The 24,467-nt window shown below is 65.7% G+C and carries 22 protein-coding genes and 1 tRNA gene; 6 read left to right on the top strand and 17 right to left on the bottom strand.

The annotated features are described in order from the left end of the window. Positions 1-6: 6 nt before the first annotated feature. Together J2T07_RS12260 and J2T07_RS12255 are read right to left on the bottom strand one after the other, a co-directional pair. On the bottom strand, positions 7-798 hold the full coding sequence (locus J2T07_RS12260; RefSeq protein ID WP_306850352.1) for an ABC transporter permease: 792 nt from the start codon (positions 796-798) through the stop codon (positions 7-9). Further along, a complete protein-coding gene (locus tag J2T07_RS12255; RefSeq protein WP_306850351.1) occupies positions 795-1,706 on the bottom strand; it encodes an ABC transporter ATP-binding protein in 912 nt (303 codons plus the stop codon). Before J2T07_RS12255 ends, J2T07_RS12260 begins: the two co-directional genes overlap by 4 nt. Before the next feature lie 211 nt (positions 1,707-1,917). Here J2T07_RS12255 and J2T07_RS12250 point away from each other — a divergent pair, with 211 nt between their 5' ends. The 4 genes from J2T07_RS12250 (at position 1,918) to J2T07_RS12235 (ending at position 7,469) form a co-directional block, all read left to right on the top strand. Then, positions 1,918-3,420, top strand: coding sequence for an aminotransferase class III-fold pyridoxal phosphate-dependent enzyme (locus J2T07_RS12250; protein ID WP_306850350.1), 1,503 nt, complete (start codon positions 1,918-1,920; stop codon positions 3,418-3,420). Positions 3,421-3,470: 50 nt separating this feature from the next. After that, complete coding sequence (locus tag J2T07_RS12245) at positions 3,471-3,785, top strand: PsiF family protein (RefSeq protein ID WP_306850349.1); 315 nt, start codon at positions 3,471-3,473, stop codon at positions 3,783-3,785. Between the two features lie 163 nt (positions 3,786-3,948). After that, the gene (gene upp / locus J2T07_RS12240; protein WP_306850348.1) at positions 3,949-4,587 is read left to right on the top strand and encodes a uracil phosphoribosyltransferase; all 639 of its coding nucleotides are present in this window, start codon (positions 3,949-3,951) and stop codon (positions 4,585-4,587) included. 143 nt (positions 4,588-4,730) lie between these two features. Next, positions 4,731-7,469 (top strand): lamin tail domain-containing protein, encoded by a 2,739-nt coding sequence (locus tag J2T07_RS12235; RefSeq protein ID WP_306850347.1) that lies wholly within the window; start codon positions 4,731-4,733, stop codon positions 7,467-7,469. Positions 7,470-7,640: 171 nt separating this feature from the next. Here J2T07_RS12235 and pip read toward each other — a convergent pair whose 3' ends face one another. Together pip and J2T07_RS12225 are read right to left on the bottom strand one after the other, a co-directional pair. Next, positions 7,641-8,597 carry a prolyl aminopeptidase gene (pip, locus tag J2T07_RS12230; protein ID WP_306850346.1) on the bottom strand — a complete coding sequence of 319 codons (957 nt, stop codon included), beginning with the start codon at positions 8,595-8,597 and terminating at the stop codon, positions 7,641-7,643. Positions 8,598-8,726: 129 nt separating this feature from the next. Next, positions 8,727-10,109, bottom strand: coding sequence for an FAD-binding oxidoreductase (locus tag J2T07_RS12225; RefSeq protein WP_306850345.1), 1,383 nt, complete (start codon positions 10,107-10,109; stop codon positions 8,727-8,729). Positions 10,110-10,226: 117 nt separating this feature from the next. On the opposite strand from J2T07_RS12225, the gene serA reads away from it, so the two are divergent. Beyond that, on the top strand, positions 10,227-11,462 hold the full coding sequence (serA, locus tag J2T07_RS12220; protein WP_306850344.1) for a phosphoglycerate dehydrogenase: 1,236 nt from the start codon (positions 10,227-10,229) through the stop codon (positions 11,460-11,462). Positions 11,463-11,477: 15 nt separating this feature from the next. Here the strand turns inward: serA and J2T07_RS12215 are convergent, their stop codons facing one another. The 13 genes from J2T07_RS12215 to thrS all read right to left on the bottom strand — a co-directional run bounded on the left by J2T07_RS12215 (position 11,478) and on the right by thrS (position 23,201). Next, positions 11,478-12,425 (bottom strand): GGDEF domain-containing protein, encoded by a 948-nt coding sequence (locus J2T07_RS12215; RefSeq protein ID WP_306850343.1) that lies wholly within the window; start codon positions 12,423-12,425, stop codon positions 11,478-11,480. Between the two features lie 67 nt (positions 12,426-12,492). Then, on the bottom strand, positions 12,493-13,485 hold the full coding sequence (locus tag J2T07_RS12210; protein WP_306850342.1) for an MBL fold metallo-hydrolase: 993 nt from the start codon (positions 13,483-13,485) through the stop codon (positions 12,493-12,495). Further along, the gene (locus J2T07_RS12205) at positions 13,482-14,273 is read right to left on the bottom strand and encodes a hypothetical protein (RefSeq protein ID WP_306850341.1); all 792 of its coding nucleotides are present in this window, start codon (positions 14,271-14,273) and stop codon (positions 13,482-13,484) included. Before J2T07_RS12205 ends, J2T07_RS12210 begins: the two co-directional genes overlap by 4 nt. A gap of 3 nt (positions 14,274-14,276) precedes the next feature. Next, positions 14,277-15,506, bottom strand: coding sequence for a hypothetical protein (locus tag J2T07_RS12200; protein WP_306850340.1), 1,230 nt, complete (start codon positions 15,504-15,506; stop codon positions 14,277-14,279). Positions 15,507-15,665: 159 nt separating this feature from the next. After that, positions 15,666-15,742, bottom strand: a tRNA-Pro gene (locus J2T07_RS12195). 47 nt (positions 15,743-15,789) lie between these two features. Next, positions 15,790-16,146, bottom strand: coding sequence for a MerR family transcriptional regulator (locus J2T07_RS12190; protein ID WP_306850338.1), 357 nt, complete (start codon positions 16,144-16,146; stop codon positions 15,790-15,792). Then, complete coding sequence (gene ihfA / locus J2T07_RS12185; protein ID WP_036114917.1) at positions 16,127-16,426, bottom strand: integration host factor subunit alpha; 300 nt, start codon at positions 16,424-16,426, stop codon at positions 16,127-16,129. Before ihfA ends, J2T07_RS12190 begins: the two co-directional genes overlap by 20 nt. 1 nt (position 16,427) lies before the next feature. Then, positions 16,428-18,809, bottom strand: a complete 2,382-nt coding sequence (gene pheT / locus J2T07_RS12180; RefSeq protein ID WP_306850331.1) for a phenylalanine--tRNA ligase subunit beta — start codon at positions 18,807-18,809, stop codon at positions 16,428-16,430. A gap of 64 nt (positions 18,810-18,873) precedes the next feature. Further along, positions 18,874-19,866, bottom strand: coding sequence for a phenylalanine--tRNA ligase subunit alpha (pheS, locus tag J2T07_RS12175; RefSeq protein ID WP_306850328.1), 993 nt, complete (start codon positions 19,864-19,866; stop codon positions 18,874-18,876). Between the two features lie 111 nt (positions 19,867-19,977). Beyond that, on the bottom strand, positions 19,978-20,337 hold the full coding sequence (gene rplT, locus J2T07_RS12170; RefSeq protein WP_306850326.1) for a 50S ribosomal protein L20: 360 nt from the start codon (positions 20,335-20,337) through the stop codon (positions 19,978-19,980). A 14-nt stretch (positions 20,338-20,351) separates the two neighbouring features. After that, the gene (rpmI, locus tag J2T07_RS12165; RefSeq protein ID WP_036114929.1) at positions 20,352-20,549 is read right to left on the bottom strand and encodes a 50S ribosomal protein L35; all 198 of its coding nucleotides are present in this window, start codon (positions 20,547-20,549) and stop codon (positions 20,352-20,354) included. Positions 20,550-20,727: 178 nt separating this feature from the next. Next, on the bottom strand, positions 20,728-21,255 hold the full coding sequence (gene infC, locus J2T07_RS12160) for a translation initiation factor IF-3 (RefSeq protein WP_430539362.1): 528 nt from the start codon (positions 21,253-21,255) through the stop codon (positions 20,728-20,730). Between the two features lie 44 nt (positions 21,256-21,299). Then, positions 21,300-23,201, bottom strand: coding sequence for a threonine--tRNA ligase (gene thrS, locus J2T07_RS12155; protein ID WP_306850319.1), 1,902 nt, complete (start codon positions 23,199-23,201; stop codon positions 21,300-21,302). Positions 23,202-23,434: 233 nt separating this feature from the next. Between thrS and J2T07_RS12150 the strand changes: the two genes are divergently transcribed. Then, a complete protein-coding gene (locus J2T07_RS12150; RefSeq protein WP_306850317.1) occupies positions 23,435-24,445 on the top strand; it encodes an NAD-dependent epimerase in 1,011 nt (336 codons plus the stop codon). Positions 24,446-24,467 lie beyond the last annotated feature (22 nt).

Raw genomic sequence — 24,467 nt, 5'->3', positions numbered from 1 at the left:
GCTACTTCAACCGTGACGGCGCAAGCGACGCGCCGCGATCGCCACGAAGACGATGGTGAAGCCGGCCAGGACGGCCACGTGCACGGCGTCGCCGCCGTCGCCCAGACCCACCGCCGAAAGCGCCAGCCGGTCGAGATGGTATGCCGGCCATAGCGGTGCGATCGACTGAAGGAAGGGCGGCATGACCGGCAGCGGAATCCACAGGCCGGAGAGGAAAGCCATCGGCAGGTAGACGAGGTTGACCACGCCGGGCGCGCCCTGCCCTTTCACCAGCGTGCCCAGCAGCAGGCCCATCGCGGAGAACGGCAGGGAACCGAGCACTTCGACGCCGAAGAACCCGGCGGCGCGGGAAGGCGGCAACGCGGCACCGGCCACGAAAATGGCCAGGCACAACAGGATCGCGGCGACGATCGCGGCCACGAGCAAGGCCATGCACATCTTGCCCAGCAGGTACGCGCCCGGCGGCATCGGCAAGGCGCGCTTCAGCGTCAGCAAGCCGCTGTCGCGTTCCAGCGCCAGCGACACGCCGAAGCCGAACAGGCCCGGCGCCATGACGCCAAAGGTGCCATACGAGGCCAGCAGGTAGCGCGGTGCATCCGCGCTATTGGCATGGCCGAGGAAGATGCCGAACATCACGTAGAACACCGATGGGAACAGCAAGGTCGGCAGCAGGAATCCGGGGTTGCGCAGATAGCGCAGGCACTCGGCTTTCGCCTCCTGCACGTATGCGTCGAGGAGACGTCCCGGCGTCATGGCAACCACGGTTCCCTGGCCGATGGCGGTGTCGATGGCGGTCATGCGGCCTCCTGTGCGGCATCGGCGCCGCGGGCGATTTCGGTGAAGGCCTCGGCGAGGCCGGCGCGCTGCACTTCCAGCTCCGACAGCGAGGGATCGGCGTGCAGCAGGCGCCTCACGACCACCTCCGCCTGGGTGGTCGCGATCGCCAGGCGGTCCTGCCGCGCCTCGACCGAGGCGACATCCGGCCATCCCGCCACGATGCCCGGATCGAGCGAGGTCAGGCAGCGAATTCGCCGCAACGCCACGCGCGCACGGAGCGCGTCCACGCTGCCCTCGGAAACGACCTTGCCCTTCGCGATCACGCAGACGCGGTCCGCGAGTGCCTCGGCCTCCTCTAGGTAATGCGTCGTCAGCACCACCGCGCAACCGCCGGCCACGAGTTGCCGGATGGCCGCCCATAGCGACTGCCGCGCCGTGATGTCCATGCCGACCGTCGGCTCGTCGAGGAAGAGTATCTCCGGACGACCGGCCATCGCCATGGCGAACTGGACGCGCCGTTGCTGGCCGCCCGAGAGGGCACCGTACCGCCGGCCGAGCAGGTCGGCGACCCCCGCAAGGGACGCGCATTCGGCCAGCGGCCGTGGGTCGGGGTAATAGCTCGCCGTCAGGCGAAGCAGTTCACCCACTTTCAACGTCGCCGGCAGGTTCGCGGCCTGCAACATCACGCCGATACGCCGGCGCGGACCGATATCCTGCGGATCTTCGCCAAACAGCGTCGCGGTGCCACTGTCGGCGCGATGCAGGCCGAGCAGCAGGCCGATGCATGTGCTCTTGCCCGCGCCGTTCGGGCCCAGCAGGGCCAGCAGTTCGCCGCGGTGGATGTCCAGGTCGATCCCGTCGAGCGCGACGACCGTGCCATAGCGTTTTCCAACGTGTTCGAGGCGTGCGATGCGAGTGTCGTTGTTCATGTGCCCTCCCTTGCGTCGCAACATAATCCCGCGCAAGTCCTTGGCGGCAGTCGCTTGCGTCATTGTGCGGATGTGACAACCGTCACCCGGGGGTTACGCGGCCAAAAACCGCATGCTATGCTGGGCGAATAATCCCTTTACATATAGATACTTAGCGGCGCCTTAGGGATTGAATCGAAACCGGGCCGCGTCACCAGTCGAGGAGTGGGTTATGGGCGTCATCGATCTTCTGCGCGCGATGCGCGACTTCGGCGGCACGCCGCGCACGCGTGGCCTGCCGGATGAAACGATCGAGCGTTTCGCCGCGATCGACCCTTCCCTCGTTCGCGCCATCGAAGATGCAGTGGCCTATCACCAGGCCTTGCGCGCCGAGTTCGGCGACCTGCTTCGTCTGGACGAGGCCGAACAGATCCAGCGCGTGCAGTCGTCCCTGGTCAACTTCTATCCCGACGACGGTGTGAATCCCTATGTGCCGGCCGCCGCGCGCGGGCCATGGATCGTGACGCTGAAGGGAGCCGTGCTGCACGACAACGGCGGCTACGGCATGCTCGGCTTCGGCCATAATCCCGAACACATCGTCGAGGCCATGTCGCGTCCGCAAGTGATGGCCAACGTGATGACGGCCAACGTCTCGCAATTGCGCCTGTCCAACGCCTTGTTCAAGGAACTGGGCCGGACGCGTGGCGGCAGCCCTTATTCGCACTTCATGTACCTCAACTCCGGATCGGAATCGGTCACGCTGGCGGCGCGCATCGCCGACGTCAATGCTCGCCTGATGACGGACCCGGGTGCACGCCATGCGGCACGCACGATCAAGCGGCTGGCCGTGAAGGGCGCCTTCCACGGCCGCACCGAGCGCCCCGCCCTCTATTCGGATTCGTCGCGCCGGAACTACCAGCAACACCTGGCGAGCTTCCGCAACGAGGACAGCCTGATCACGGTCGAGCCGTACAACGTGGCCCAGTTGAAGGCGGCGTTCGCCGAAGCGGACCGCCAGGGCTGGTTCATCGAAGCGATGTTCCTCGAGCCAGTGATGGGTGAAGGCGACCCGGGCCGCGCGCTCACGCCGGAGTTCTACGCCGCCGCGCGCGAACTCACGCGCGAACACGGCACCTTGCTGCTGGTCGACTCGATCCAGGCGGGTTTGCGCGCGCACGGCGTCTTGTCGATCGTGGACTACCCGGGCTTCGAGTCGCTGGAAGCGCCGGACATGGAGACCTTCTCCAAGGCACTCAACGCCGGCCAGTATCCGCTGTCCGTGCTTGCCGTGACCGATCGCGTGGCAGGGCTGTACCGAAAGGGCATCTACGGCAACACGATGACCGCGAATCCGCGCGCGCTCGACGTCGCCGTGGCCACCTTGCAGGAACTCACCGACGAGGTCCGGCGCAATATCGTCGAACGCGGCCAGGAGTTCGTCCGCAAGATCGAAGCGCTGAAGGGCGAGCTCGGCGGCCTGATCACCAAGGTGCAAGGCACCGGACTGCTGTTCTCCTGCGAGCTGGCGCCGGAGTTCAAGTGCTATGGCGAGGGTTCCACCGAGGAATACATGCGCGAGCGCGGCATCGGCGTGATCCACGGCGGCGCGAACTCGCTGCGCTTCACCCCGCACTTCCGCGTCACGAGTGCCGAGGTCGACCTCATCGTGGACGAGATACGCCACGCATTGAAGGAAGGCCCACGCCGCTCGGCGTCGTCGACGAAGGCAGCCTGACCGGCGTAAGCTCCACCGGCCGGATTGCCGGCGTCACGTAGGGGTTTGCCATGCGTACGCAGCTTCGTGTCGTTGTCGTTGCCTCCCTCCTCGCTTTCGCTGCCGGCGCGGTCGCCGCGCCGCAGCAAGCACCCGCCAAGAAGGACCTCACGCCGCAACAGCAGCGCATGAGTACGTGCAATTCGCAGGCCGCCGGCAAGAAGGGCGACGAGCGCAAGACGTTCATGAGCAGTTGCCTGAAAGGCGAGGCGCCGGCGAAGGCCACGCAGCAGGACAAGATGAAGTCCTGCAACAAGGACGCCTCCGCGAAGGGCCTGAAGGGTGATGAGCGCAAGGCGTACATGAGCACCTGCCTGAAGGGCTGAGCAGGCCGAGGCGGACTGGCCCGCTGCCGCGGGATCGCCGACAAGGTCGGCTCCCACCTGAGCCACACCTCGGTGGGAGCCGACCCTGTCGGCGATGCTTCGAGGGCGGCCGGCACCGTCCATGCGACAATTCCCGCATCGTCGCCGCCGAATCCGCGCCCCCATGAAAATCGTCGAAGTCCGCCACCCCCTCATCCAGCACAAGCTCGGTCTCATGCGCCGCGCCGGGATCAGCACGAAGGAATTCCGTGAGCTCGCCTCCGAGGTCGCGGCGCTGCTGACCTACGAGGCCACGGCGGACATGGAGACGGAGTGCAAGACCATCGAAGGCTGGGCAGGCCCGGTCGAGGTCACCCATATCAAGGGCAAGAAGGTCACCATCGTGCCTATCCTGCGCGCCGGCCTCGGTATGCTCACCGGGGTCCTGGAAATGATCCCGGCGGCCAAGGTCAGCGTGGTCGGCCTGCAGCGCGACGAGGAAACCCTGGAGCCCGTCGCCTATTACGAGAAGCTCAGCGGGGGCATGGACGAACGCACCGCCATCATCGTCGATCCCATGCTCGCCACGGCGGGCACCTTGGTCGCGACCGTCGACATGCTGAAGGCCGCCGGCGCACGGAAGATCAAGGGCCTGTTCCTGGTCGCGGCGCCCGAAGGGCTGAAGCGCATCGAGGCCGCCCATCCCGACATCGAGATCTACGTGGCCTCGATCGACGACCGCCTGAACGAACTGGGCTACATCCTCCCCGGCCTCGGCGATGCCGGCGACAAGATCTTCGGGACCAAGCAAAAGCCGTCCTGAGCCCACGGAGTCGCCGTTTCCGTCACATCCCGCTGTCATAAAACTGAGGCACACTCCGCGAGCGAACCGGCAGGGGAACGCCACGTCAGGGGATGGCGCGGTGCTTTCGGGTCGCAACCATCAACGACTCGAGGGGACATCGAATGCGTTCGACCACGTCACGGCGCGCCATCTGGGCAGCGCTGGCAGGACTCACCGCCGTACTTCCGTTGCAGGCGGCCGATCTATCCATCACCCAGTTTCGCGTCCGCGGGCCATCCGGCGGCAACGATGAATTCGTGGAGCTGCAGAACACCGGCGCCGCACCACTGGACGTCTCTGGCTACAAGCTCAACGCGTCGAACGCGAGCGGCACCACCGGCACGCGCCTGACCCTTCCCGCCGGCACCACGGTGGCGCCGGGCTGTTTCCTGCTGCTGGCCAATGGCGCAAGCTCGGGTTACTCGGGCAGCGTCGTGCCGGACATCAAGTATTCGACAGGCGTCACCGATGACGGTGGCCTTGCCCTGCTCGACGGATCGGGTGCGACGATCGACCAGGTCGGTCTCAGCGCCGGCTCGGCCTACAAGCTCGGCATGCCGCTGGCCAGCCTCGGCAGCTCGAATACCGACCAGGGCTACGCCCGCAAGACCACCGGTAACGGCTTACCGCAATCCACCGGCGACAACTCGGCCGACTGGGTGAAGGTCGCCCCGACCGCACCCCACGCCAGCACGTCTCCGTGCGCGGTGCTGGGACGAAGCCTGTCGATCGCCGACGCGACGATCAGCGTGCGCAACGGCGACGACCAGCAGATGCCGTTCACGATATCGCTGAGCGAACCGGCTCCGGCCGACGTCACCGTCCACGCCGCGACCGCCGACGATACCGCCACCGTCGCTGCCGGCGACTACGACGCCGTGAACACCACGCTGACCATTCCGGCGGGTGCCACCAGCGGCACCGTCGAGGTCACCGTGCACGGCGCCAAGGCCGCCGGTCCGGACAGGGCGTTCCGCGTGAACCTGTCGGACGTCTCCGGCGGCGACGTGACGATCGCCAAGGCCTCCGCCATCGGCGCCATCCTCAACGAGATCCCGATCGCCGCCGAAATCTGGCAGGTCACCGGCCACGGCCAGGTGTCGCCGCTCGTTGGCAAGCGGGTTTCCACGCATGGCAATGTCGTCACCGCGGTGGGCCCGGCGGGCTTCACGATCCAGACGCCTGACAATCGAGCCGACGACGATCGCCTGACCTCGAACGGCATCTACGTCTTCACCAGCAGCGCGCCCGCCGTGAAGGCCGGCGACGTGGTCGACGTCGAGGCGACGGTCGACAACTACTTCAATCTGCCGGAACTGAAGAACGCCACGGTCACCACCACGATGCGCGGCGCCCGTCTGCCGAAGGCCGTGACCTTCGGCAACAACGTGCCGTCGTCGGACCCGAACGCGCTGTCCTGCGGCGAGACGAACTTCCAGTGCTATGTCGGCATGCGCGTCACGATCGACAACGGCATGATCACCACGGGCAACCTGCGCTTCAGCAACGAGCCGTTCGCCGAGGTGTACGTAACCGCCAATGGCAAGCGCTCCTTGCGCCAGCCGGGCGTGCGCTACACCGTTCCCGTGCCGGATGGCGTGAACCTGCCGAACTGGTCGGGCAATCCGCAGGTGTTCAAGATGAACACCGCCGACTTCGGTGCCGTCGCGCCCGACACGCCGTTCAACGCGGGCACCACCTTCCGGGCGGAAGGCGTGATGTCGTACGCCTTCGGCATGTATACCTTCATCCCGACGAAGATCGACATCAAGAAGGCGGCGACGTTGCCGCGTGCGGTCGATTCGCGTCCGTTCTATGCGGTGCGCGTCGGTGGGCTGAATACCGAGCGTTTCTGCGACACGGACTTCAACACGACCTTTACCTGCAGCGGCGGCGACACCGAGCCGACGGCGGACGAGGTGAAGCTGAAGACCCAGCGCCTGTCGGCCTATATCGGCGGTGTGCTGAAGCTGCCGGACATCCTCTCGGTGGAGGAAGTGAAGAGCCTGCAGGTGCTGCAGGGTCTGGCCAAGCAGCTGGGTGACGACTACCCGGTCCAGTACGAGGCGATCCTGCAGCCGGGTCACGACCCCAGCGGCATCAACGTGGGCTTCCTCGTCCGCACGGATCGCGTGCGCGTGCTCGACGTCCGCCAGCTCGGCGCCGACGAGACCTGGCAGGACCAGGGCCAGACGGCGTTCATCCACGACCACCCGCCGCTGCTGCTGACCGCGGAAGTGCCCTCGATCGTCGGCCGGATGCGCATCAACGTGATCTCGGTCCATCCGAAGGCACGCCAGAACGTGGACAAGACCGGCAGCACGGCCGATCGCGACCGCCAGAAGCGCTTCCTGCAAGCGAAGTCGCTGGCGACCCAGGTGCAGGCGATCCAGACCGACCGCAAGAACCGGCTAGCACCCCTGCTGGTGGTCGGCGACTTCAACGCCTACCAGTTCAGCGACGGCTTCACCGATGTCGTCGGCCTGATCTCCGGCCGTTACGACGACAACCAGAACCTGCTGAAGCTCGGCACGAACCTGGTGAAGCCGGCACTCTGGAACGCCGTGAACTCGGTGCCGCCGGATGACCGCTATTCGTTCCTGTTCACCGAGAACTTCGGCAACATCCAGGGCCAGAGCCCGCGCCAGGTGCCGACCCACCAGGTGCTCGACCACGCGTTGCTCAACACCGTCGCGCAGGGCCTGTTCCTGCAGATGAAGTACGGCCGCGGCAACCTCGATGCGCCGGTACAGACGCTGGACGACTCGGCGACGGCCACCGACGTGCACAAGGCCATCGGCTCGTCGGACCACGACGGATTCGTGGTCGACCTGCTGACCCTGCCGCTCGGCTTGTTCTGATCGAACGGCGCCCGGCGATCCCGCCGGGCGCCCTCCTTCCTTCCGGGAGCTACCTCAACCTGGGGGGAGCCGCTTCAGCGGCGATCCCGCGGCCGCGGGCCAGGTTCCGGCAAACACCCATCGCCGACAGGGTCGGCTCCCACAGTAGAGCAGTCCGCATACCTGACTTCGTCAGCTGGCGAAGCGGTCCGTCGCACTCACCAACTCCCGCGCTATACCCGGCTCGAACGCCGAGTGTCCCGCGTCCTGCACGATCCGCAGGTCGGCTTCGGGGAAGGCACGGTGCAGGTCCCACGCGCTGCGTGCGGGACACACCACGTCGTAGCGTCCCTGCACGATCACCGTCGGGATGTGCCGGATCTTGTGCACGTCGCGAAGCAGCTGTCCGTCGACCTCGAAGAAGCCGGCGTTGACGAAGTAATGGCATTCGATGCGCGCGAAGGCGAGCGCGAACTCGTCCTCACCGCTTGACGCGATATGGCCCGGGTCCTGGTACAGGTAGCTCGTGGCCCCTTCCCACACCGACCACGCGCGCGCCGCGGCGACACGCACCGCCGGGTCGGCACTGGTCAGGCGTCGATGGTAGGCGCTGATGAGGTCGCCGTGTTCCGCCTGCGGAATCGCGCCCAGATAGGTTTCCCACGCGTCGGGATAGAGTTGGCTGCAGCCGTCCTGGTAGAACCATTCCAGCTCCGAACGGCGAAGCATGAAGATGCCGCGCAACACGAGTTCGGTAACCCGGCCGGGATGGGTTTCGGCATAGGCCAGGGCCAGCGTGGAGCCCCACGAGCCCCCGAATACCTGCCACCGATCGATGCCCAGGTGTTCCCGCACCCGCTCGATGTCCGCGACGAGGTCCCAGGTGGTGTTATCGGTGAGTTCGGCATGCGGCGTGGACTTGCCACATCCGCGCTGGTCGAACAGCACGATGCGGTATTTCGCTGGATCGAAGAAGCGCCGGCATCGCGGATTCGTGCCACCGCCCGGTCCACCGTGCAGGAATACCACCGGCTTGCCCTTCGGATTGCCGCTTTCCTCGTAGTAGAGGGTGTGCAGCGGCGACACCTTGAGCATGCCGCTGTTGTACGGCTCGATCGCCGGGTAGAGGGCGGGGGAATCCTGGGCCATGAGGCGGGGTCCTGCGGAGTTTGGGGAGGAAGGGAAGGCTAACCGGGCGAGCCGCGGGATGCCACACGTCCATCGCCGCTGAAGCGGCTCCCACCACAAGGTCGGCTCCCACCACAGCGAATGCGGCTCTTACAGGAGCTTCCCGGGGTTCATGATGCCGTTGGGATCCCACACCGCCTTTATCCCGCGCATCAGGGCGATCTCGACCTCGCTGCGGACGCTGCCGAGCCAGGGCTTCTTCACCAGCCCGATGCCGTGTTCGGCGGAAATCGAGCCGCCGTGCCGGGCCAGGGTCTCCACCAGCATCGAGGTCACGTGCTCGCATTGCCCGACGAACACGGCGTTGTCGAGGTCGGCGGGCTTGAGCACGTTGATGTGCAGGTTTCCGTCGCCGATGTGGCCGAACCAGACGACGTCGAAATGCGGATACTCGGCAGACAGCAGGTCCTGCATTTCCGCCATGAACGCCGGCACGGCGGAGATCCGCACCGACACATCGTTCTTGTAGGGCTTGTGCGGCGCGAGGCTTTCGGTGATGCCCTCGCGCAGGCGCCACAAGGCGGCGGCCTGCCCTTCGCTCGAACTGATCGCGCCATCGACCACCCACCCCTCGCCGAGGCAGAACTCGAAGAAGGCCAGCGCATCGGCTTCGGCACGCTCGTCGGCCGCGTCGAACTCGGTGACCACGTAGAAAGGGTGTGTCTCGTCGAACGGCCGTTGCGCGCCATGCGCGAGCACATGGTGCAACGCCCTGTCGGTGAAGAACTCGAAGGCCTCCAGACGAAGCCGGTGCCGCGCCTCCGCGAAAACCTTCATCAGCGCATCCATCGCGGGCACCGCCAGCAGCATCACCTGCGAGGGTGGCGGCGGCGAGGTGAGCGACAACGTGGCCTCGACCACGATGCCGAGGGTACCTTCCGAGCCGATGACGAGGTGGCGAAGGTCGTAGCCGGAAGCGTTCTTGACGAGGCCTCGATTGAGGTCGAGCACGTCGCCCGTACCCGTCACCACCTTGAGCCCGGCGATCCACTGCCGGGTATTGCCATAGCGGATCACCCGGATACCGCCGGCATTGGTGGCGATGTTGCCACCGATCTGGCATGACCCACGCGCGGCGAAATCCACCGGATACAGCAACCCCCGCTCACGCGCGGCGTTGTGTACCGCTTCCAGCGCGATGCCCGGCTGCACCGTCAGCGTGCGGTCGATCGGGTCGAAACCGAGCACGCGGTTCATCCGGTCGAGGCTGAGCACCAGCTCCCCGTTCGCCGCCACGGCACCGCCCGACAGGCCGGTACGGCCCCCGGAAGGCACCACGGCGACTCCCTGAGCATTTGCCCAGCGCACGACGCCCTGCACCTCTTCGATGGACGACGGCCACGCGATCGCGAGTGGCTCCGGCGTCCAGCGCCGGGTCCAGTCGCGGCCGTGATGCTCCAGGTCGCCCGGGTCGGTGGAAATCTTCAGTTCCGGCAGGAGATGGGCAAGCTCGGACAGGCGCGGGTCGGTCATGGGGCGGTTCACTCGGCGGGGGCTCCAGCGTGCCAGCACAGGCGGCGAGCGTCCATGGTCCGCCCCGCCCCGTGTATCTGGCATAGTGGGGTCTTCCCCCCAGGATCGCCCCGAACCATGAAGCGCACGTCGTACCCGAAAGAAGACATCAAGGTGTTGCTGCTCGAAGGCGTCAGCCGGAGCGCCCTGGATACCTTCCGCCAGGCCGGCTACTCACAGATCGAGTTCCACGAGAAGTCGCTGCCGGAGGACGAACTTCGCGAGCGCATCGCGGACGCGCACATCGTCGGCATCCGCTCGCGCACCCACCTCACCGCCGGCGTCCTGGCGGAGGCACGGCGCCTGATCGCGGTGGGTTGCTTCTGCATCGGTACCAACCAGGTCGATACGGCGGAGGCCGAGCGGTTGGGCGTGCCGGTGTTCAATGCCCCCTACTCCAATACCCGTAGCGTCGCCGAACTGGTCATCGCCGAGACGATCATGCTGGTCCGCCGCATCCCCGAGAAAAATGCCGAATGCCATCGCGGTGGCTGGTCGAAGTCGGCGGCGGGCAGCTTCGAGGTGCGCGACAAGGTGCTGGGCATCGTCGGTTACGGCCACATCGGTACCCAGGTGGGCGTACTGGCGGAATCGCTGGGCATGCGCGTGATCTTCCACGATGTCGAAGCGAAGCTTTCGCTCGGCAATGCCCGTCCGGCGGCGAGCCTGGACGACCTTCTCGAACGCGCCGACGTGGTGACGCTGCACGTACCCGAAACGCCGCAGACGAGAAACCTCATCGGCGCGGCGGAACTCGCACGCATGCGGCCCGGCTCCATGCTGGTGAACGCCTCGCGCGGCACGGTCGTCGACATCGACGCACTGGCCGCCGCCCTGCGTTCGAAGCACCTCGCCGGCGCGGCGATCGACGTCTTTCCGGTGGAGCCCAAGGGCAACGACGATCCCTTCGTCTCCCCGCTCGTCGGCATGGACAACGTGATCCTCACTCCACACGTCGGCGGGAGCACGGCCGAGGCCCAGGAGAACATCGGTATCGAGGTCGCCTCCAAGCTGGTTCGCTACAGCGACAACGGCAGCACGCTATCGGCCGTGAACTTCCCCGAGGTGTCCCTGCCGGGGCACCCGACAAGCCGCCGCCTGCTGCATATCCACCGCAATATCCCCGGCGTGCTCTCGCGGGTGAACGAGGTGTTCTCGCGTGCCGCCGTGAACATCGATGGCCAGTACCTGCAAACCTCGTCGCAGGTCGGCTACGTCGTGATCGACGTCAGCACCACCGAAGAACATGCCGCCGCGTTGCGTAACGAACTGGCGGCGATCGAGGGAACGCTGCGGGCTCGCGCGCTTTACTGAGCCCGCCATAGCTTCTTAAAGGCCACCGTCGGCGACGACGCGGGCACGGCCACGTTCCTTGGCGAGATACAAGCGGCGGTCGGCTACCGCGATGAACGGCAGCACTTCGTCGCGTTCCGTAGGAACGGTGGTGTGCACGCCCGCGCTCAGGGTCAGGCGCTTTCCCGCGCCCACGCCCGCATGGGGGATCAGTGCCTTGTCGACGAGGTCGAGGCAACGCCAGGCCAACGCCATGGCGGTGGCTTCGTCCGTGCCCGGTAACAACAACACGAATTCCTCGCCGCCGAACCGGCAAAGCAGGTCGCGCGGGCTGCGCACGATGCCGGCGAGTGCCGCCGCCACGCGTTTCAGGCACTCGTCGCCTTCCAGGTGCCCGTAGTGATCGTTGTATTGCTTGAAGAAGTCGATATCGAGCACGACGACCGAGATGGCTTGTCCGCTGGCCACCGCCTCCCGCCATTCGTTTTCCACGATCATGTCGAAACGGCGTCGATTGGCGACGCCGGTAAGGCCGTCCTTGAACGACAATTCCTCGAGTTCGCGCTGCATGTCGAGCAGGCGCTCTTCGGTGCGCTTGCGCTCGCTGATGTCGAACATGAAGCCGATCAGCGCATTCGGGCTTCCGTCCGGGTTGCGCACCACGTGCACCACATCGCGAATCCAGACGTACTCACCGTCCTTGCGCAGCGCACGATAATCGGCCTCGTGGTCCACCCCGGCCTGCGACTGGGCAACGCAGAAGTCGAAGACCCATGCCCGGTCTTCCGGATGCATGCGGTCGGCCCAATCCTGCACCGTGGCCCAGGACTGTGGCGCCCAACCCAGCAATTCCTCGATCTGGGGGCCTATGTAGGCAAAACGCAGGGTCTCCCAGTCGATCTTCCAGGGGATGGCGCGCGTGGACTCCAGCAGGGTCTTGTAAACCCCGATGTCGTCCTCGCGGATGATGTCTTCGATACTCATGGCGCACCCCGACCGGCCTTGCGGCTCTGCAAGCTTAGCGGCCGGGGGACGGGAAGCTTGAGGGCGGTTAGATGCCGGGGCGATTCTGTGTGTAGTTCAGCGGGACATAGACATAGCCCTTGCCGTCTTCCGCTCGTGCGATATGCCCGAACGAGGGGAACGGCAAGTGTGCCGCCCCGATCATGTAACCGTTCTTCGCCGCGTCGGCGAACGCCGCCTCGCGGGCGCGCTCGGCTTCATGGTTGTCGCTGTCCCACGCGATCCGCACGAAGGGATCACGGAATTGCACCGCCGCGGAATGCACCACGTCACCCCACAGCACCAGGGTGGCGCCCTTGCTCTCCACGATATAGAAGCTGTGTCCCGGGGTATGTCCCGGCGCGGCGACGGCACGTATACCCGGCACGATCTCCGTGCCGCCCTTGAAGACCTGCACCTTGCCGGAGGCGATGTACGGAGCGAATACCTTTTGGGCGACATCGAAGCTTACCCGCACGCCTTCGGGTGCCTTCGCACGATTGGCCGGGTTCATCCAGAAATCGTACTCGGCCTTGTCGAGACGGATGGTCGCGTTCGGGAAGGCACGTTCGCCATTCCGCAGCAAGCCGCCGATATGGTCGGCGTGCATGTGCGTGATCACGACCTCGTCGACCTGGTCGGGTGAATAGCCCGCCGCCTTGAGGTTGTCGATCGTGTTGCCGAGGGTCGGGCCGTAGAACGACCCCGCGCCGGCGTCCACCAGAACGAGCTTGCCACCGGTATTGATGAGGAATTGGTTCATCGACGACTCGGCAGGCAGCGTCTGGAACGCCTTGCGGTACGCCGACGCGATCTGCTCGGACGAAAGGCCGATCAGCAGCTGTTCCATCGGGAAGTCGATCGTGCCGTCATTGAGGGCGGTAACCTCGACATCGCCGACCATCAGGCGGTAGTAGCCCGGCGCCTGCGTATGGACCATGGGCGCCGCGGCGAATGCGGAGACGGGGACAAGGGCGACGGCAATGCCACAGGCCAACGCGCCGGTGAGGCAGGCACGCGCGAAACGGTGAGTACGAATCATCGGGAAGTCCTTGGGGAAGGGGAAACGTCTGGAGTGGGGCTGATGTCGAAAGCAACCGTGGCGTCCACGGCGGGTGCATCGGGTGCATCGAGCGGCGTTTCGAAATGGCCGTTCAGGCGGTTGCCTGCGGGATCTTCGAGGGTGCCGCGAACCATCAGCCTGTATCTGCCCGCGCGCCAGGGGGCGTCGGGGGTAAAGGCCCAGGTCGACTCGCCGTCGAGTAGTTCGGCATGTCCATCCACGGGGCGATCGTCGGCGTCAGCGACGGCCAAATAGTCCGCATCCCTGCCATCGATCGGTGCGTCCAGCCGCACCACGAGCGACTGCCGCGACGCGGGCGAGACCGGGAAGATACGCCATGCCGATGCGACAGGGCCATGCAGGTCCGGTGGCCCGACGTGCCACTGCTTGAGCGTACGACCGTCGAGCGTGAGCACCACATCGTCCCCGGGGACGAGGATCGGTCCTAGCGATTCCCGCGCAACCAGCCCGCTCTTCACGCGCCCGGGATGCAGAAGAAGCGTCAGGATACGTCCATCGGGCGACCATAGTTCCTGGGTCAGGAAGGGTTCCCGTAGTTCGCTTCCATCAGCATGCGACAGCGCGACTCCCGGCAGTACGGGACCCTCGGGCGCCGTGGCGAACTCGAGCGAAAGCCGCAGCATGTTGGCGGGGATGACGGGGGCGGACGGCCGTACCGTCACGACGGGCACCTCCGGGGACCGGGCATGAACCTGCGGAAGCACCAGCACGAACATCGTGCCAGCCAGGAGTCGATGCAGGCGCACGGATCACTCCGGCGCCTTGACGAGGTCGGGCAACTCTTCATCCTTCAGCAGCATGTCCTGCCTCGGCTTGATGTTCCGTTGCTGGAACTCGTTACCCTTGAAGCTGAAATCAGGGAAAGCGTATTCCGAAACGTGGTCGGACATGCGGAAGCTCAGGTCCTTCCCGATCGACACCAGCTGCAGCGCATCGTGCTGGAGGTCACGGCGAACGACGGCGAACGACTTGTCGTCGAGGTTATCGATGCGCAATGCACCGGCAAGCGGTGCCTCGGTCACATTGACGCCGGTGATCTGGCCGAACGGGACCTGTTTCTCGATACCGGGCCGGGCGCGTGCCGCGTCCAGTTCCGCCACGGAAACGACGTCGGACACGCGATTGAAATTCACCAGCATCACGAAGTCGCTCGTCCTGCCCTGCTCCACCTTGGTGAACGAGACCATGCCCGCCGGGGTGTTGCCGTAGCCAAGTTCGGCGACGGTCTTCCCACGAACGTGCGCACCGTCCTTCAATGCGTCGAGCGGGATGATCACCAGGGGCGTGCAGGTATAGGCGGCGATCAGGTATGGCTTGCCACCGAGGTTGGCGAAGCTCATCGCACGGATGGGCGCACGCGTCTCCATGAGGTTATGGCCACCATGGAAAATTTCGATGGACGTGATCGACTGCTTCGCGTCGAAGGGATAACGCACCCGCCGCAGCGTCGAGGCGAAATCCTGGTTCGAAAGGCCGGCCACGAACAGTTCGCCATCACGCCATTTCATGTCGGTGACGGTGAAGCTCCGCTCCGGCGTCTGCTTCCAGAACCGGCTGTTCGAGGTCGGCGCATCGCGCAGCGCGACCGACGTGGAAGGTGCCGACCGCAAGTCGACACGGCGCGCCCGCTTGTCGCTGGTCACCACGAACAGTGCGGGCGCCTTGTCGGGACCGTAGCTGGTGGCGACGTACACCTGGGCCGTCCCCGGGCGGACGACCATATCCTCGATCGTAACCTTCGCGTTACCGACCTGCGCTGAGAGCAGCGCCTCCAGGTCGAGGATGTTGAACGCGGTGCCCGCTGGCTGTCGTGGCGCGGGGGGCAGCTGGAGCGCATGAACCTTCGCCGCCTTCCAGTCCGCGACGAAGAGGGTGTCCCCCGGTCCGGCGGCGAGGCGGGAAATCGATGTGACATCGGCCGCGTAGGCGTCGACGGACAGGCCGAGCAGACAGGCCGTGGCGATAGCTGTGAGACGCATGGGGGTGCCCTTTGGTTTACCAACGCCTCGCAGGCTAGTCAGGGCCGACCTGCCGGGGTAGCCATGTGGAGCGAACCACGATGATGATCGCTTCGCACCAATGTGCCGTGCTGCCTCGCAAACGAAAAAAGGCGCCCCGAAGGACGCCTTTTCGAATAATGGTCGGGGTGGCGAGATTCGAACTCGCGACCACTACACCCCCAGCGTAGTGCGCTACCAGGCTGCGCTACACCCCGACGAGCGGACGATTGTAACAGCAACATCGCGATCTGCGGAAGGCGGATCAGCGACGAAGGAGGGACAGGACTTCCTCGAGCTCCAGGCGTACCTGGCGGACGATCTGATGCGACATGCTGGCTTCCATGCGGGCCTGCGGGCCTTCCAGCCGGGCGCGGGCGCCGGTGATGGTGAAACCCTCGTCGTACAGCAGGGAGCGGATCTGGCGGATCATCAGCACGTCGTGGCGCTGGTAATAGCGGCGGTTGCCGCGGCGCTTGACGGGCTTGAGGGCTGGAAACTCCTGCTCCCAGTAACGAAGGACGTGCGGCTTGACGCCGCAAAGCTCGCTGACCTCACCGATGGTGAAGTAGCGCTTCGCCGGGATCGCCGGAAGTTCGGTGTTATTCCCTGGATCCAGCATAGCCCTCGACTCTTACCTTGAGTTTCTGGCCGGGACGGAAGGTGACCACCCGCCGGGCAGAGATGGGAATTTCCTCGCCGGTCTTCGGATTCCGACCGGGCCGCTGATTCTTCTGCCGGAGATCGAAATTGCCGAAACCCGACAACTTCACCTGCTCGCCCCGCTCCAGTGCCTCGCGCACGACCTCGAAATACGCGTCCACGAATTCCTTGGCCTCGCGCTTGTTGAGGCCCACGTCGAGGAAAAGCCGCTCGGCCATTTCCGCCTTGGTCAGCGCCATCTTATCCTCGCAGTCTTGCCTTGCATGTCTTCTCCAATGCCCCCACCGCATCTGCCACGCGAGCGTCGGCATCGTCGTCGGTAAGGGTGCGTGAAGCGTCCTGTAAAATCAAGCCCATAGCGAGACTCTTTCGCCCTTCATCGATCCCCTTCCCCGCATAACGGTCGAACAGGCGGATCTCCGTGAGCACCTCGCCCAGCACGCCGCGCACGGCGGCCTCCACCGATGCCCAGGACACTTCTTCCGGCAATTCCACCGCGATATCACGACGAACCGCGGGGAAACGGGCGACGCGGCTGGCGCTGGGCAGGCGCCGGGCCAGGATCGGTTCCAGCGCCAGTTCCATCACGTGGACGTCCGGGCCAAGGTCGAGCGCCTTGGCCAGTGCCGGATGCAGCGCCCCCAGAAAACCGGCCTGACGGCCATCGCGGAGCACGCGGGCGCCGCGCCCCGGATGCAGCCACGACGGCAGGTCGGCGGTGTCCACCGACCAACACGCCGGCTCGCCCGTGTGGGCGACCAGCGCATCGAGATCGCCCTTCAGGTCGAAGAAGTCGACGGTACGCGAGGCCTCGCCCCACTGCTCCGCCCGCGCGCCGCCCGAGGCGACGACAGCGACGCGGCCGATTTCATCGGGCGCACCGCCCGTCGCGTGGAAGCTGCGGGCGACCTCGAACAGTCGCACGCGATCCTGCTGGCGCGCGCGGTTGTGCCTCAGCGCTTCGACCAGGCCCGGCAGGAGCGAAGTGCGCATGACGGCGAGATCGGCCGACAGCGGGTTGGCCAGGGGGACCTGGCCCTTGTCCACGCCCCAGGTCTTCAGCAGGTCGGCGCTCACGAAGGACAACGTCACGGCCTCGAAGTAGCCGCGGGCGGCCAGCTGATCGCGCAAGGCCATCTCGGTGAGACGAGCCTCCGGCTCGGCGCGCAAGGCGATCTCGCCGGCGGGCACGTGGGTGGGAATCCGCTCGTAACCGTGGATACGGGCGACTTCCTCGATGAGGTCTTCCTCGCGCTCGATGTCGAAGCGGCTGCTCGGCGGCGTGATGCGCCAGCCATCGGCGACCTCGACCACGCCCATGCCGAGCGCGGTGAAGATACGGGCGACCTCACTGGCCGCAACCTCGATACCAAGCACGCGGCGCAGGCGCGCATGACGAAGCAGGACCGGCGCGTGCTCGCGCAAGTCTTCCGGACGCTCGGCGACCGTCACCGGCCCGGCCTTTCCGCCCGCGATGGCCAGGATCAATTCGGTGGCCCGCTCCATCGCACGCTTGGGAAGGCCCGGATCGACGCCGCGCTCGTAACGGTGCGAGGCATCCGTGTGCAGGCCAAGCTTGCGGGCGCGCCCCATGATCGCCGAGGGGGCGAAATGGGCGGCCTCCAGGAAGATATTCCGGGTGGCGTCGGTCACGCGCGAATCCAGGCCGCCCATCACGCCACCCACGGCGAGCGGGCGCCCTTCATCCGCGATCACGACGAAGGAGGGATCGAGCGTCGCCTCGCTGCCGTCGAGCAGTTTCAGGGTCTCGCCGACGTCGGCATGGCGAACCACCACGGACCCGGACAAGGTGTCGTTGTCGAAGGCATGCATGGGGTGGCCGAGTTCCAGCATCACGTACTGGGTGATATCGACGATGGCGCTGATCGGACGGATGCCGGAACGGCGCAGGCGCTCCGCGAGCCACAGCGGCGACCGCGCGGTCGCGTCCACGCCCTCGATCACGCGGCCCAGGTAACGGGGCGCATCGGCTCCCGCATCGAGCCGGACGGGCCGGGAAGCGCTGGCGGTTACCGGCGCGTCCGTCGTTCCGATCGCCTTCACCTGGCTGCCGAAGAGCGCCGCCACGTCATGGGCGAGGCCATGCAGGCCAAGCACGTCGGGGCGGTTCGGGGTGATCTTCAGTTCGATGCTGGCATCGGGCAGGCCCATGTACTCGGCCAGCGGCTTGCCAACCGGTGCATCGGGCGGCAGTTCGAGCAGCCCGGAGGCATCGGCGTCGATGCCGAGTTCCTTGGCCGAGCAGAGCATGCCGTACGACTCGACGCCACGCAGCTTCGCCGCCTTGATCTGGATCCCGCCCGGCAGCGTCGCGCCAACGGTGGCCAGCGGCACGCGGATGCCGACACGGGCATTGGGCGCGCCGCAGACGATCTGCAGCGGCTCACCCTGCCCCGCATCCACCTTGCACACTTGCAGCCGGTCGGCTTCAGGATGCTTCACCGCCTCGACGATCTCGGCGACGACGATGCCGTCGAGGCCCTCGCCCAACGGCGTGACCTCTTCCACTTCCAGGCCGGACATCGTGAGCGCGTGGACCAGCGCCGCGCGATCCGCGTCGATGGCGACCAGTTCGCGCAGCCAGTTTTCAGAGAATTTCATGGGAGCGAGCTCGTTGAACGTGGAGTCGTGGCCGGCCGGAGGGCCGGCCTCGCGTCGATGCGGATCAGGCGAACTGGCGCAGGAATCGCAGGTCGTTCTCGAAGAACGCGCGCAGATCGCCGACGCCATAGCGGAGCATGGCGAATCGCTCCACGCCCAGGCCGAAGGCGAAGCCCGTGTAGCGCTCCGGATCGATGCCGCAGTTCTTCAACACGGTGGGATGCACCATGCCGCAACCGAGCACTTCGAGCCAGCGCGTACTGCCGTCCTCGGCATCCCAACGGATGTCGACCTCGGCCGAGGGCTCGGTGAAGGGAAAGTAGCTTGGCCGGAAACGCATCTCGAAATCGCGCTCGAAGAACGCGCGCACGAACTCGGCCAGCGTGCCCTTCAGGTCGGCGAAGCTGGAGGTCTCGTCGACCAGGAGGCCTTCGATCTGGTGGAACATGGGCGAATGGGTCTGGTCCGAATCGCTGCGATAGACCTTGCCCGGCGCGATGATGCGGATGGGCGGCTGGCGCCCTTGCATCGAACGGATCTGCACCGGCGAGGTGTGCGTGCGCAACAGACGCCCGTCACCGAAATAGAAGGTGTCGTGCATGGCGCGCGCGGGATGGTGCGGCGGGAAGTTCAGCGCCTCGAAGTTGTACCAGTCGTCCTCGATCTCGGGACCGTCGGCACGCTGGTAGCCGAGCCGGCCGAAGATATCGGCGATGCGCTCGAGCGCGCGGGTGATCGGATGGATGCCGCCGTATTCCCCGTCGCGGCCCGGCAAGGTCACGTCGATGCGCTCGGAGGCGAGACGGCGGTCCAGTTCGGCCTGCTCCAGCGCCTGCTTGCGCGCGGCGATGGCATCGGTCAGGCGCTCCTTGGCGCGATTGACCTCGGCGCCGCGCGCCTTGCGCTCGTCGCCGGAAAGCTGGCCCAGGGCCTTCAGGGCCGCGGTGACCGCGCCGTTCTTGCCCAGCAAGGCCACACGCACGGCATCCAGCGCCTCGAGCGAGGGGGCGGATTCGATGTCCCGTAGGGACGCGTCGATATGCTCGATCGATTCCATCGGTTTTCCTGCTTTTTCCGGGCACGCAAAAAAGTGTGGGGAGAAGGCAAGGCCTTCTCCCCACGTCATCCATCATCGCGCGATTAAGACTACCGCGCGTGGTAAAGCGGATTACGCAGCCAGACTGGCCTTGGCCTTCTCTGCGATCGCACCAAACGCCTTGATGTCGTGTACGGCGAGGTCGGCGAGGACCTTGCGGTCGACCGTGATCTGCGCCTTGGCCAGACCATTGATCAGGCGGCTGTACGACAGGCCGAACTGACGGGCGGCGGCATTGATACGCACGATCCACAGGGCGCGGAACTGACGCTTGCGCTGCTTGCGGCCGATGTAGGCGTACTGACCGGCCTTGATGACGGCCTGGTTGGCTACGCGGAATACCTTGCGGCGGGCGTTGTAATAGCCCTTTGCACGGCCGATGATCTTCTTGTGACGACGACGGGCGGTAACGCCACGCTTAACACGAGCCATGGTTCAACCCTCCCTTAGAGATACGGCAACATGCGAGCCACACCCTTGGTGTCGCAAGCTTTGACGTGGTTGGGAGCGCGCAGGCCGCGCTTACGCTTGGTCGACTTCTTGGTCAGGATATGCGACTTGAAGGCGTGACCGGCCTTGAACTTGCCGGATGCGGTCTTGCGAAAACGCTTCGCGGCCGCCCGGTTGGTCTTGATCTTGGGCATCGGAATGCTCCGTATTCGGTTGCTGACTGATCCGGCGGCGAGCCTTGGGAGGCAACGCGCTTTCCTTCCTGCCGGGAACGGTGGTTCGGCCCATCCATACGGGCCGAGCCGGCGACTATACAGGAATCTTAAGGATGTGTGTAGGAGCCGGGCTCCTACGCACGGGGGTCCTTTCCGATCAGACCTTCTTCTTCGGGCCGATCATCATGACCATCTGGCGGCCTTCCAGGCGGGGGAACTGCTCGACCACACCTTCCTCGCCGATGTCGGCCTGGATCTTGCGGGCCAGGTTCTGGCCGAGGTCCTGGTGGGACATCTCGCGACCGCGGAAGCGGATCGTCACCTTGACCTTGTCGCCTTCCTCGAGGAACTCGCGCATCTTGCGCAGCTTGATGTCGTAGTCGCCCACGTCGGTGACGGGGCGGAACTTCACTTCCTTGATCTCGACCTGCTTCTGTTTCTTCTTGGCGGCCTGGGCCTTCTTCTGGGCTTCGAACTTGAACTTGCCGTAATCCATGATCTTGCAGACCGGCGGATCGCCGTTCGGCTGGATCTCGACGAGGTCCATGCCCAGCTCCTCGGCGGCACGAATGGCGTCACGGGTCTCCATGATGCCCAACTGCTCGCCCTCGGCGCCCAGCACGCGCACCCGCGGCACGCGGATGTCGTTGTTCTTGCGATTGCCCTTGTTATCGGTCGTAGCGATACCGCTATCCTCCAGAAGAATGATCCCAATACCGGACCCGCGGCCTAGCGGCGGGTCTCGGCTTCCAAACGTTCGACGAATTGTGCCACCGGCATGCTGCCAAGGTCTTCGCCGCCGCGGGTACGTACGGAAATGGTACCCGTTTCCTTCTCGCGATCGCCGATCACGATGAGATAGGGCACCTTCTGCAACGTGTGCTCGCGGATTTTATATCCGACTTTTTCGTTGCGCAAATCGGCTTCCACCCTGAACCCTTGTCCGACAAGGGTTTGCGTCACTTCACGCACATAATCGGCCTGCGCGTCGGTAATGCTGAAGGCAACTGCCTGAATGGGGGCGAGCCAGGTCGGAAGCAAGCCCGCGTGGTGCTCGATCAGGATGCCGATGAAGCGCTCCATGGAGCCCACGATGGCCCGGTGCAGCATGACCGGGTGCTGGCGCTGGCTGTTCTCGTCCACGTATTCGGCGCCCAGGCGCTCGGGCATCATGAAATCGACCTGCATGGTACCGACCTGCCAGGCCCGGCCGATCGAATCCTTCATGTGGTACTCGATCTTGGGACCGTAGAAGGCGCCCTCGCCCGGCAGCTCCTCCCACTCCACCCCGGCCGCCGACAGGGCCCCGCGCAGGGCGTGCTCGGCCTTGTCCCAGACCTCGTCCGAACCGATCCGCTTGTCGGGGCGGAGAGCGATCTTCATCGCGATGTCGTTGAAGCCGAAGTCCTCGTAGACCTTCATGGCCTGGCCGTGGAAGGCCGCGACCTCCTCCTCGATCTGGGCCGGCGTGCAGAAGATGTGGCCGTCGTCCTGGGTGAAGGCGCGCACGCGCATGATGCCGTGCAGCGCGCCCGAGGGCTCGTTGCGATGGCAGCCGCCGAACTCGCCATAGCGGACCGGCAGGTCGCGGTAGCTGTGCAGGTTGGTGTTGAAGATCTGCACGTGGCCCGGGCAATTCATGGGTTTCAGGGCATACGTGCGCTTCTCCGACTCGGTGAAGAACATGTTTTCCTGGTAGTTGTCCCAATGACCGGACTTCTTCCACAGGCTCACGTCCATGATCTGTGGGCCGCGGACTTCGCGGTAGCCACTCTTCTTGTAGACGCCGCGGACGTATTGCTCCACCGCCTGCCAGATGGCCCAGCCCTTCGGATGCCAGAAGACCATGCCCGGCGCCTCTTCCTGCATGTGGAAGAGGCCCAGCTGCTTGCCGATGCGCCGGTGGTCGCGCTTCTCGGCCTCCTCCAGCTGGAGCAGGTAGGCCTTGAGATCCTTGTCGTTCAGCCATGCGGTGCCGTAGATGCGGGTCAGCATCTCGTTGCTGGAATCGCCGCGCCAGTAGGCGCCGGCCACCTTCATCAGCTTGAACGCGCGCAGCTTGCCCGTGTTCGACACATGCGGGCCGCGGCAGAGATCGGTGAACTCGCCCTGCGTGTAGAGCGAAAGCTCCTCGTTGGCCGGGATGCTTTCGATGATCTGGGCCTTGTATTCCTCGCCCATGTCGCGGAAGAAGCGGATCGCCTCGTCACGGCTCTTCACCGAACGGGTGACCGGGATCTGTTCCTTGACGATCTTCTCCATCTCCGCCTGGATGGCGTCGAGGTCGTCCGGGGTGAAGGGCCGCTCGTAGGCGAAATCGTAGTAGAAGCCGTTCTCGACCACGGGACCGATCGTGACCTGCGCGCCCGGGAACAAGCGCTGCACTGCCTGGCCGAGCAGGTGCGCCGTGGAGTGGCGCAGGATGTCCAGCGCCTCGGGGCTCTTCTCGGTGACGATCTCGAGGGCGGCATCGTGGTCGATGGTGAAGCTGGCATCGACGAGCTTGCCGTCGACCTTTCCGGCGAGCGTGGCCTTGGCCAGGCCGGCACCGATCGAGGCGGCGACGTCCTGCACGGTGACGGGATGGTCGAACGGGCGCTGGCTGCCGTCAGGTAGCGTGATCTGGATCATGGATGGTGGTTCCGGACAAACAAAAAGGGCGCCAGGCGCCCTTCGAAAGGTGACGAAGACGTGGCGGGGGCTCAGGTTGGGAAGCGAGTAGTCCGCATGTCGCACACTCGGCCGGCGTTGCCGCGGGCCACCTTCGTCTCGTGGATATCGCGCAAAAACTAGATCAGCGCCGCTGCCGTGTCAATCCGGGCGTCCGTTACACTGTGGGGCCGCCCAAACCGCAGGTCCCCACCATGCGCATCCTGGTCACCGGCAGCGCCGGTTTCGTCGGTTCGGCCCTCACCGAGCGCCTCCTCGCGCGCGGCGACACCGTGCTGGGTTTCGACAACCACAACGACTACTACGATCCGTCACTGAAGGAAGCGCGCCTCGCCCGCTTCGCCGCGCACCCGGCATACACCCACCTCCGCGCGGACCTCGCCGTGCAGACGGCGGTGGACAAGGCATTCGCCGATTTCCAGCCGGAGCGCGTGGTGAACCTCGCCGCCCAGGCCGGCGTCCGTTACTCGCTCACCCATCCGCACGCCTACGTGCAGAGCAACCTGGTCGGCTTCGTGAACATCCTCGAGGCCTGCCGGCGGCACCAGGTGGGGCACCTGGTCTACGCCTCGTCCAGTTCCGTCTATGGCGCCAATCGCAAGATGCCCTTCGCGGTGGAGGACGCCGTGGACCACCCCGTCAGCCTCTACGCGGCCACGAAGAAATCGAACGAGCTGATGGCGCATACGTACAGCCACCTGTTCGGGCTGCCGACGACGGGCCTGCGCTTCTTCACCGTCTACGGCCCGTGGGGCCGGCCGGACATGTCGCCCATCCTGTTCGCCAACCGCATCGTCCGCGGCGAACCGATCGACGTATACAACCACGGCCAGCACAGCCGCGACTTCACCTTCATCGACGACATCGTCGAAGGCGTGATCCGTACGCTCGACCACCCGGCCGCGCCGGACCCTTCGTACGATCCGGTGGCACCGAATCCGGGCAGCTCGGCCGCGCCTTACCGCGTATACAACATCGGTAACGATGAGCCGGTTCAACTGCTGGACTTCATCGGCCTGCTGGAGAAGCACCTCGGGCGCGAAGTGGAAAAACGCCTGCTGCCGATGCAGCCCGGCGATGTCCCCGACACCTGGGCGGATGTGTCGGCGCTGCGTCGGGATGTGGGTTATGCGCCCGCAACGTCGGTCGACGAAGGGCTGGCGAAGTTCGCCGCTTGGTACAAGGATTTTTATAAGGTGGGCTGATCGCGACGCCGTGGTGGGAGCC

Source organism: Luteibacter jiangsuensis (assembly GCF_030812295.1).
Lineage (GTDB): Bacteria > Pseudomonadota > Gammaproteobacteria > Xanthomonadales > Rhodanobacteraceae > Luteibacter > Luteibacter jiangsuensis_A.
Note: the sequence above shows the minus strand (reverse complement) of the source record. Positions and strands in the feature narration are given on the sequence as shown.